Below are 9913 nucleotides of genomic sequence, written 5' to 3' on the forward strand. Positions count from 1 at the left end.
TAACGCTGCACGCCCATGACAAGGGCCGCACCCGACTGCAGGGCCTTGCGTTCCTGGCCGGGGTGATCGCCACCTTCCTGGCCCTGGCCGGCCTACTGATCGCCTTGCGGGCGGCGGGCGCGGCCGTCGGTTGGGGCTTCCAGCTGCAGTCGCCGATGGTCGTCGCCGCCCTGGCGCTGTTGATGCTGCTGGTCGCCCTGAACATGTCGGGCGTGTTCGAGATCGGGACCTCGGTTCAGCGGGTCGGCGAGGGGGCCTCGGGCCGTGGCGGCGTGCTCGGGGCGTTCCTGACCGGCGCCTTGGCCGTCGTCGTGGCCGCGCCCTGCACCGCGCCCTTCATGGCCGGAGCCCTTGGCTACGCCTTGACCCAGCCGCCGCTGCAGGCCCTGGCGGTCTTCACAGCCCTGGCCCTGGGATTCGCGGCCCCCTTCGTGCTGGTCGCCTTCACGCCCCGCCTGCTGCGCGGCCTGCCCCGGCCCGGGCCGTGGATGGATGTGCTGAAGAAGGGCCTGGCCTTTCCGATGTACGCCACGGCCGCCTGGCTGGCCTGGGTGTTCAGCCAACAGACCGGCGCCCTGTCGCAGGGCCACCTGCTGGCCGCCGCCGTCCTGATCAGCTTCGCCGCCTGGCTACATGGCCTGGCCCAGACCCGGCGCTATGCCGGCAAGTCCTGGACGGTCGCCGAGGCCGTCGCCCTGGCTGTCTTCGTCGTCGCCGCCGTGGTCACCGTGTTCGGCGCCAGGATGGCGGCGCCGTCCGCCGCCCCGGACGGCGGGTCGGCCGTGACCCCTGGGTCCGCCCTGGCTTCAGAGCCCTGGAGCCCGGAGCGCGTCGCCGCCCTGCGGGGCGAGGGCAAGGTGGTGATGGTCGACTTCACCGCTGACTGGTGCGTGACCTGCAAGGTCAACGAGCGGACGGCCCTGGCCGGGCCGGGCGTCGCCAAGGCCTTCGCCGACCAAGAGGCGGTTCTGCTCAAGGCCGACTGGACCCGGCGCGATGCGACCATCGCCGCAGCCCTGGCCGAGCATGGACGGGCCGGCGTGCCGCTCTACCTGGTCTATCCGGCCAAGGGCGGCCCGGCCGTCGTGCTGCCGCAACTGCTGACCGAGGGCCTGGTGATCGAGGCGATCGAGAAGGCCGCGCTATAGCCGCCTATTTCTTCTTGCCGTCGCCCCAGGGCAGCTTTTCCTTGACCTGGTCAAGCGGCGTGCGGGTGACGATCACCGGCGGCGGCGCGAACACCGGCGCGGTCTTGATCGGATAGGCGCGCCAGCCGGTTTGGATCAGGGCTCCGAAACCCTGACATTTGGGCAGGACGCGCACGGCGCCGGTTCGCGGCTTGGCGAAGGGAGCCGGCTGGCGCAGCTCCTGGCGCTTGGGGTCGATGAACCACCAGTCGCCGGCCAGGCCGTAGCCCTTCTCGCCCCCGGCCCGCACGGCCTGGTAGGCGATATTGGCCTGAAAGGGCGGCACGCCGTAGCGCAGCATGGCCCGCAGGAAGATGGCGTCGGCCTCATCGCGCTTGCCCGGTTCGCCGATCGCATAGAGCCAGTCATGAATGATCGCCGCACGGGCCGTCGGCCCCTGCGGGTCGACGAAGCCCTGGCCATACCAGGGCACGCTGGCGAAGTCGGTCACATACCAGCGCGGCACCACGATGACCTTGCCGGTCGCGACGTCGCAATAGGGGAACTCGGCGTCCAGGGTGAACAGCTTGCGGCCGCTCTTGGTCTGATTGAATAGCACCACCGGCTGCGGGGTCAGGGAACTGGGGGTGATCGGCGCCACGACCGGCACATAGACCGTCTCGTGGGTCGAGGCGCAGCCTGCCGCCAGCACGGAAACGGCGGCGAGGGCGAGAAGGGTCGTCGAGCGGCGGGCCATGGTCTCGAAATCAGTTGGAACGGCGATAGCCGGAGCTATAGCGCTTATTGCGGCGGTGTGATGACGGTCAAGCTTGACCAGGTCCCAGCCTTTAGGCCGGCGGGGTTGGCGGCGCGGTGATCACTTCGACATTGTCATTGAGCAGATAGACCATGTCGCGCAGGGCCATATCCAGGTCCTTGACCGTCTTGGCCGCGCTCATGGCCGAAAGCTTCTCGGGCAGGTCCTGACTAATGCCGCGCAGGATGCATTTGAGGTCATCGACCGCGCCGCGGTCCTTCAGAGTCACATGGCCCTTCATGTCGAGCGCCGCCAGTTCGCCGATCTGGCCCTGGAAGCCGGCGAGGTCGGTCAGGGCGGCGGCGGGCGCGGCGGGATCGGCGCCCAGGCCCTTGCGATAGAGTTCGGTGCGCGCCTTCAGGGCGCTCGCGCGTCGCACGATGTCGGCGAACAGAGGCTCGGCGGCGACCGAGGCGGGCGCGCTCTGCACGGCCGGGGCCGCCGGGATCGGCGGGACGCCGGACGAGGCGAGCCACAGGAGGGCGGAAGCGGCGAGGGTGGCGCAGGACATGTTTTCAGCTCCCCGCCAAAAACATCATGGGTCGTCATGACGCGGCGGCACGGGTTTGATAAGCCCGACAGGGTAAACGCCGCCCTACTGGAGAGACCCGCTTGCCCGATCTCGACGCCGCCTGGACCCGCCTCGAAACCGCCGCCAAGGCCGCCGGCGAAAAGCGGATCGTCGAGATGTTCGCCGCCGAGCCCGACAGGCTCGCCGCGCTGACGGTCGATGTCGCCGGCCTGCATCTCGACCTGTCGAAACAGGCCTGGGACGAAGCCGGCCTGGAAGCCGCCCTTGACCTGGCCCACGCCGCCGATGTCGAAGGGGCCCGCGACCGGATGCTGGGCGGGGCGGCGATCAACAGCTCCGAGGGCCGCGCGGTGCTGCACACCGCCCTGCGCGCGCCGGCCGGGGCCGATATTCGCGCCCTCGGCGTTCCGGTCATGGCCGAGGTCGAGGCTGTCCGGCAGCGGATGAAAGCCTTCGCCGAGGCCGTCCGTTCGGGCGCGATCACCGGCGCCACGGGCAAGCCATTCAAATCTATCCTGCATATCGGCATCGGCGGCAGCGACCTGGGCCCCCGCCTGCTGTGGGACGCCCTGCGACCGATCCGGCCGCAGCTCGACCTGCGCTTCGTGGCCAATGTCGACGGGGCCGAGTTCGCCCTGACCACAGCCGATCTTGATCCCGAGCAGACCCTGGTGATCGTGGTCTCCAAGACCTTCACCACCCAGGAAACTCTGTCCAACGCCGCCGCCGCCCGGGCTTGGCTGGTCGAGGCGCTCGGCGAGGCCGGCGCCGGTCAGCACCTGGCCGCCATCTCAACCGCCCTGGACAAGACCGCCGCCTTCGGCATCGCCGATGACCGGGTGTTCGGCTTTTGGGACTGGGTCGGGGGGCGCTATTCCCTGTGGTCGTCGGTCAGCCTGTCCGTTGCCGTCGCCTGCGGTTGGGAAGCGTTCCAGGGCCTGCTGGACGGCGCCGCCGCCATGGACGCCCATTTCGCCGCCGCGCCGCTACAGGCCAACGCCCCGGTCCTGCTGGCCCTGGCCCAGATCTTCAACCGCAATGGCCTGGATCGCCGCGCCCGCTCGGTCGTGCCCTACGCCCACCGCCTGCGCCGCCTGGCCAGCTTCCTCCAGCAGCTCGAGATGGAGAGCAACGGCAAGTCGGTCGGCCCAGACGGCCAGGCGGTCGGCCGGGGTACGGCCACGGTGGTGTTCGGCGACGAGGGCACCAATGTCCAGCACGCCTATTTCCAGTGCATGCACCAGGGGACCGACATCACGCCGATGGAGTTCATCGGTCTCGCGGAGTCCGACGAGGGCCCGGCCGGCTCGCACGCCAAGCTGCTCTCCAACCTACTGGCCCAGGCCGAGGCGCTGATGGTCGGGCGGAGCGAGGCCGATGTCCGGGCCGAGCTGGAGGCCAAGGGGGTCGAGCCCGCGGCCATCGCCAGCCTGCCCCGCAGCGGGCCTTCGCCGCAACCGCCCCTCGACCCTGGTGCTGCTTGAGCGCCTGACGCCCGCCGCCTTCGGGGCGCTGATCGCTCTCTATGAGCACAAGACCTTCGTCGAGGGCGTGATCTGGGGCGTCAACAGCTTTGACCAGTGGGGCGTCGAGCTGGGCAAGGTGATGGCCGGACGGATCCTGCCCGAGCTGGAAAGCGGCGCGGCCGGGGCCCACGACCCCTCGACCACCGCCCTGATCGCACGGCTGGGAATCTAGACCTATTCGCGACGCAGGATCTGGTCGGTCAGGGTCTTGCCCAGCATCCCGGCCCGGAAGGTGGCCTTCATGGCGACCGGGTCATAGGCGTCGCTCTCGACCCACTGGGTGAAGGTCAGGCCGGCCGGCTGGCCCTCGGCCAGATAGCGTTCGAACACGTAGTCCAGCACGCCGGTATTGCCCTGCTTGATGTGCAGGTATTTCAGCGACAGCTGCTCGACCGCCTGTTCGATCGGCAGGCCGAGACGATAGTGGGCGTAGAGCACGCTCATGATGCCGGCCCGGTCCGCGCCGGACTTGCAGTGCATCAGGGCCGGATATTCGATCCGCTCGAACAGGTCGCGAGCCCCCAGCACCCGATCCTTGATCGGCACCTCGCGCGAGGTGATCACGAAGTCGACCATGGTCAGACCCAGCTTCGCGCAGGCATCCTTCTCCAGCGCGTAGAAGCTGCCGTCGAACCCGCCGCGCAGGTTGATCACGGTCTTGATCCCGCGCTTCTTCCATTCCGCCAGCTGGTGTGGCCAGGGCTGGTTGGTGCGCACCAGCTCGGGGCTGACCCAATGGTCGTTCTTGAAGCCCAGGCGCAGATAGGCGTGATCGTTCCACAGATAGTGGAGATAGGTGCGAAGCCGCCCCCAGCGGGTGGACAGGTCGTAGCCGGGCAAGTGGCGATCCCTCGTGAAACCGCCTAACTAGGGACGAACCGCGCGCAATGCAAAACCCGCGTCGCCGCACCCCCGCTTGACAGCGCCCTTTCGAAATCCGACCCCTCCGCCCATGACCACCTCCGCCGCGCCGCCCGTTACCGACCGCGCCCTCGCCGCGCGGGTCTGGCGCGACTATCTGGCGCCCCGGTGGAAGGGGCTGACCGCCTCGATCATCGGCGCCGTCATGGTCGCCGGGCTGAGCGTTTCCCTGGCCAGGATCATCGAGCCGGCCATCGACAGGCTGATCACCCATCCAGAGCCCGGAGCCCTGTGGTCGATCCCCCTGACCATCGCCGGCCTGGCCGTGGCCCGAGGCCTGTTCCAGGTGCTGCAGGCGACCTTCATCAACCGGATCGGCAACGGCGTGGTCGGCGACGTACAGGTGCAGCTGTTCGGCAAGTTGGTGCGCTCGGACCTGGCGCGGCTGCGCGGGGCCCATTCGGGTTCCTATGTCTCCTCGGTGCTGTATGAGGCCGGGCTGATCCGCGAAGCGGCGACCAGCGGAGTGATCAACTATACCCGCGAGTTCCTGACCGTCGTCGGCGGCCTGGTCGTGATGTTCCAGCTCGACCCGCTGCTGGCCACCGGCGTGCTGGTCATCGCCCCGGTCGCCAGCCTGATCATGCGGCGCTTCTCGCGCAAGACCAGCAAGGCCGCCAAGGGGGCCATGGGCGAGACCTCCAACCTGTCGACGGCGATCATGGAAAGCCTGGACGGCATCAAGATCGTCAAGATGGAGAACCGCGAGGCCTATGAGGAGGCGCGCGTCGCCGCCGTGGTCGATCGCCGCCAGCATCACCTGATCAAGGGGTCCAACGCCCGGGCCATGGCCGCCCCGGCCACCGAGACCTTCACGACGATCATCGTCGCCGCCGTCTTCGTCTATGCCGGGATCCGGGCTCAGACCGGGGCCATGACCGCCGGCCTGTTCTTCGCCTTCCTGACCGCCCTGATGATGGCCGCCCAGTCGCTGCGGCAGGTGGCCAATCTGCAGACGGTGATGAGCGAAGGCCTGACCGCCGCGCGCCGGCTGTTCGCCGCCCTCGACGTCGAGCCGACCATCATCGACGCCCCGAACGCCCAGCCCCTGCCGGCCGGCGACAACGCCATCGGCTTCCAAGCCGTCAGTTTCGCCTATGGCGAGGGCGAGCCAGCACTCCGGGCGGTCAGCCTGGAGGCCCGGCGCGGCGAAACCGTCGCCCTGGTCGGCCCGTCCGGCGGCGGCAAGAGCTCGATCCTCAACCTGATTCCGCGCTTCTACGACGTGACGGCCGGCGCGGTGACCATCGACGGCCTGGACGTGAGGTCGGTCACCCTGGCCAGCCTGCGTGACCGCATCGCCCTGGTCACCCAGGAGCCGTTCCTGTTCGACGACACGATCCGCGCCAACATCGCCTATGCCCGCCCTTCGGCCAGCCAGGACGAGATCGACGCGGCGGCGGCCCAGGCGGCGGCCCATGACTTCATCAGCGCCCTGCCGGACGGCTATGACACCCTGGTCGGCGAAGCCGGGGCCAGGCTGTCGGGCGGGCAGCGCCAGCGCATCGCCATCGCCCGCGCCTTCCTCAAGGACGCGCCGATCCTGTTGCTGGACGAGGCGACCAGCGCCCTCGACACCGAGAGCGAGGCCCAGGTGCAGGCGGCGCTGGAGCGGCTGATGGCCGGCCGCACCACCATCCTGATCGCCCACCGCCTCTCGACCGTCATGGGCGCCGATCGGATCTATGTGATCGACAAGGGCCAGGTCGTGGAGACCGGGACCCACACAGACCTGCTGCGCCACAAGGGCCTCTATGCCCGGCTGGCCCGGGCCCAGGATCTGGACCACCTGCCGGAGACGTCCGCTTGAAGCCGCTGCGTTCTCCGATCGTCCTGGCGATCCTGACCCATGTCATGGCCGCCTATCTGGCCTTCACCTATCGCACCCTGCGCTGGACCCGCGAGGGCCAGGAGATCGCCGAGGATGTCTGGTCGGACTGCGTGCTGTCGGGCTCCGGCGCGATCCTGGCCCTATGGCATTCGCGCGTGCCGGTGGGGCCGACCACCTGGCCGCAGGGACCCGAGCGGCCCGAGATCCGGGTATTGGTCAGCCAGTCGCGCGACGGCGAGTTCATCGCCCGCACCATCGCCAAGCTGGGCCTGCCCTCGATCCGCGGCTCGTCGATCAAGAAGACCGACACCGCCAAGAACAAGGGCGGCGAGCAGGCCTTTCGCGACATGGTCAAGTGGGTGAAGGACGGTGGCGCGATGGCCATCACCCCGGACGGTCCTCGCGGCCCGGTCGAGGTGATGCAGAAGGGCGCCGTGGCCCTGGCCCGCATGACCGACGCGCCGGTGCTGCTGGTCGGCGTGGCCATGCACCCGTGCCTGCGCCTGAAGACCTGGGATTCGACCATCGTGCCCCTGCCCTTCGCCCGGGCCGCCATGGTCTGGGACGGTCCGGTGCGAGCCGGACGCCAAGACGATCCCGACGCCCTGACCATCGACTGGGGCGCGCGATTGTCAGCCGTCAGCCGCCGCGCCGAGGCCTTGGCGGCGAACCGCCCGTCCCCGCCGCTTCTCCCCGCGTCCAGCCTTGAACCCATCTCCCCTTGGTGGGATGTAGGGCCATGCCGCACGACCATTCCGGGGACGATCACAGCCATCATGGCCATGACCATGATCATGACCATGGACATCACCATGGCCATGACCACGGAAGCCATGGCCACAGCCACGCCCCAAGGACTTCGGCCGCGCCTTTGCCATCGGCGCCGTGCTCAACCTGGGCTTCGTCCTGGCCGAGTTCGCGGCGGGCTTCGCGACCCAGTCGCTCAGCCTGCTGGCCGACGCCGGCCATAACCTATCGGATGTCGCCAGCCTGATCCTGGCCTGGGTGGCGGTGATCCTGGCCAAGCGGGCGCCGGCCGGACGCCATACCTACGGCCTGCGCAAGGGCACGATCCTGGCTTCCCTGGCCAACGCGACCCTGCTGATGATCGCGGTCGGGGCCATCGCCTGGGAAGCGGTGCGCCGCTTTTCCGATCCCCCGCCGATCCAGAGCGGTCCGGTGATGATCGTCGCGGCGATCGGCATCGTCATCAACACCGCCACCGCCCTGATGTTCATGCGCGGCTCGAAGGACGATCTCAACGCCCGGGGCGCCTTCCTGCACATGGCCGCCGACGCCGGAGTCTCGGCAGGGGTGGTCGTGGCCGCCTTGGCCATGGCCTATACTGGCTGGCTGTGGCTGGACCCGCTGGTCAGCCTGGGCATCGTTCTGGTGATCGTGCTGGGCGGTTGGGGCCTGCTGCGCGACTCCCTCGACCTGGCCCTGGACGCCGCCCCGCGCGGCATCGACCCCCAGGCCGTGCGCGACTGGCTGGGCCAGCGACCGGGCGTCAGCGAGATCCACGACCTGCATATCTGGGCGATGAGCACCACCGAGACCGCCATGACCGCCCATCTGGTGCGAACCGAAACGGACGACGCCGACCAGTTCCTGCACGACACTTCCGGCGAGCTGGCCCAACGGTTCAAGATCGGCCACGTGACCCTGCAGGTCGAGCGCGGAGCCCAGGCCTGCCGCCTGGCGCCCGCGGACGTGGTGTGAGCCTGCCGCTGTCCCTGGCGCTCTATCGCGCGGCGACCACCGCCCTTCAGCCGCTGGTTCCCATCCTGCTGAAGGCGCGGGCGGCGAAGGGCAAGGAAGATCCGGCGCGCCTCAATGAGCGCCTGGCGCGTCCGAGCCGCGCGCGGCCCGACGGCCCGCTGGTCTGGCTCCACGGAGCCAGCGTCGGCGAGAGCCTGTCAATCCTGCCCCTGGTCGAACGGCTGAGGCTTGAACGGCCCGAGGTCGCCGTGCTGGTCACCTCGGGCACCCTGACCTCGGCGGCCCTGCTGGCCCAGCGCCTGCCGGCCGGGGCGATCCACCAGTATGCGCCGGTCGACACTCCGGCCGGGGCCCGGCGGTTCCTCGACCATTGGCGGCCCAGCCTGGCGGTCTTCGTCGAGAGCGAACTTTGGCCCAACCTGCTGCTGACCGCCCAAGCGCGAGGCGTCAGACTGGCCCTCGTCTCGGCCAAGCTGTCGGACAAGAGCTATCGCGGCTGGCAGGCCCGGCCGATGGCGGCGGGACGCCTGTTCGGCGGCTTCGATCTGATCCTGGCCCAGGACGGTCGGGCCGCGGAGCGATTGTCGAGCCTGGGCGGCGCTGTATCGGGCGAGGCCGACCTGAAGTTCGGCAGCGCCGTCCTGCCGATCGACGCCCTGGCCCTGAGCGACCTACGCGCCCTCCGGGACGAAGCGCCGCTTTTGCTGGCCGCCAGCACCCATCCCGGCGAGGAGGCGATGATCCTCGACGCCCTGCCCCCGGGACCCGCCTGATCATCGCTCCCCGCCACCCCGAGCGCGGGGCCGCGGTCGCTGAGCTGGCGGCCAGCAAGGGCCTGTCGGTGAACCGGCGATCGACCGGCGGCGGCGCCTTTGACGCCCGGGTGCATGTCGCCGACACCCTGGGTGAGCTTGGCCTGTGGTTCGCCCTGGCGGACCTGGCCTTGATCGGCGGCAGCCTGATCGCCGGAGTCGGCGGGCACAATCCGTTGGAGCCGGCCCGTCTGGGCTGCCCGATCGTCTCCGGGCCGCATGTGGAAAACTGGCTGACCGCCTATGCCGAGCTCGGCGATGTCGGCGGCGTGACCCATGCCGACGCCTCGGTGCTGGGCGGGCGCTTGATCGAGCTGCTCGCCGCTCCCGAAGCCCTTAAGGCCCAGGCCGAACGCGCCCAGGCCTTTGTCGCCGCCCGTGACGCCGAGGCGCGGGCCGGACTGTCGCGCATTCTGGACCTGGTCCCATGAAGCTCTCGACCCCACGCTGGTGGTATCGCCGCGGCGACCTTCCGTCGCCGATGACCCGCGCCCTGCTGACGCCGCTCTCGTGGATCTGGGCGGCCTCGACCGCCCGGCGTATCGCCCGGGCCCGACCGGCCGACCCCGGCGCGCCGGTGATCTGCGTCGGCAATCTCACGGTCGGCGGAGTCGGCAAAGACGCC

General features: G+C 69.8%; 8 protein-coding genes and 3 pseudogenes. 8 read left to right on the forward strand and 3 right to left on the reverse strand.

The annotated features are described in order from the left end of the window. Positions 1-1148, forward strand: a 1148-nt coding sequence (locus tag CSW58_RS05710) for a protein-disulfide reductase DsbD (RefSeq protein WP_201721588.1), incomplete at its 5' end; no start/stop codon positions are given. A 4-nt stretch (positions 1149-1152) separates the two neighbouring features. On the opposite strand, the gene CSW58_RS05715 is transcribed toward CSW58_RS05710, so the two are convergent. Together CSW58_RS05715 and CSW58_RS05720 are read right to left on the reverse strand one after the other, a co-directional pair. After that, a complete protein-coding gene (locus tag CSW58_RS05715) occupies positions 1153-1884 on the reverse strand; it encodes a DUF1353 domain-containing protein (RefSeq protein ID WP_201721589.1) in 732 nt (243 codons plus the stop codon). 91 nt (positions 1885-1975) lie between these two features. Beyond that, positions 1976-2455 carry a hypothetical protein gene (locus CSW58_RS05720; RefSeq protein ID WP_099446638.1) on the reverse strand — a complete coding sequence of 160 codons (480 nt, stop codon included), beginning with the start codon at positions 2453-2455 and terminating at the stop codon, positions 1976-1978. A gap of 101 nt (positions 2456-2556) precedes the next feature. On the opposite strand from CSW58_RS05720, the pseudogene pgi reads away from it, so the two are divergent. After that, positions 2557-4174: pseudogene (pgi, locus tag CSW58_RS05725) on the forward strand (glucose-6-phosphate isomerase). A 2-nt stretch (positions 4175-4176) separates the two neighbouring features. Here pgi and CSW58_RS05730 read toward each other — a convergent pair. Continuing rightward, positions 4177-4842 (reverse strand): tyrosine-protein phosphatase, encoded by a 666-nt coding sequence (locus CSW58_RS05730; protein WP_099446639.1) that lies wholly within the window; start codon positions 4840-4842, stop codon positions 4177-4179. Between the two features lie 112 nt (positions 4843-4954). Between CSW58_RS05730 and CSW58_RS05735 the strand changes: the two genes are divergently transcribed. From CSW58_RS05735 to CSW58_RS05755, 6 genes and pseudogenes are all read left to right on the forward strand, one after another. After that, on the forward strand, positions 4955-6733 hold the full coding sequence (locus CSW58_RS05735) for an ABC transporter ATP-binding protein (protein ID WP_099446640.1): 1779 nt from the start codon (positions 4955-4957) through the stop codon (positions 6731-6733). Next, a pseudogene (locus CSW58_RS05740) lies at positions 6730-7431 on the forward strand (lysophospholipid acyltransferase family protein); the annotation flags it as partial. The gene CSW58_RS05735 and the pseudogene CSW58_RS05740, both read left to right, overlap by 4 nt. A gap of 62 nt (positions 7432-7493) precedes the next feature. After that, positions 7494-8476, forward strand: a pseudogene (locus CSW58_RS05745) (cation diffusion facilitator family transporter). After that, complete coding sequence (locus CSW58_RS16110) at positions 8473-9249, forward strand: 3-deoxy-D-manno-octulosonic acid transferase (protein WP_369825093.1); 777 nt, start codon at positions 8473-8475, stop codon at positions 9247-9249. Before CSW58_RS05745 ends, CSW58_RS16110 begins: the two are co-directional and overlap by 4 nt. Before the next feature lie 68 nt (positions 9250-9317). After that, a complete protein-coding gene (locus tag CSW58_RS16115; RefSeq protein ID WP_369825094.1) occupies positions 9318-9719 on the forward strand; it encodes a 3-deoxy-D-manno-octulosonic acid transferase in 402 nt (133 codons plus the stop codon). Beyond that, positions 9716-9913: tetraacyldisaccharide 4'-kinase (locus tag CSW58_RS05755; RefSeq protein WP_201721590.1), on the forward strand; the 198-nt coding region annotated here is incomplete at its 3' end. The genes CSW58_RS16115 and CSW58_RS05755, both read left to right, overlap by 4 nt.

Source organism: Caulobacter sp. B11 (assembly GCF_002737765.1).
Taxonomy (GTDB): domain Bacteria; phylum Pseudomonadota; class Alphaproteobacteria; order Caulobacterales; family Caulobacteraceae; genus Caulobacter.

What these genes read in the sequence shown, in the direction of transcription:
- CSW58_RS05715 (WP_201721589.1), bottom strand. Translation starts at nt 1,884, where the DNA reads ATGGCCCGCCGCTCGACGACCCTTCTCGCCCTCGCCGCCGTTTCCGTG.
- CSW58_RS05720 (WP_099446638.1), bottom strand. Translation starts at nt 2,455, where the DNA reads ATGTCCTGCGCCACCCTCGCCGCTTCCGCCCTCCTGTGGCTCGCCTCG.
- CSW58_RS05735 (WP_099446640.1), top strand. Translation starts at nt 4,955, where the DNA reads ATGACCACCTCCGCCGCGCCGCCCGTTACCGACCGCGCCCTCGCCGCG.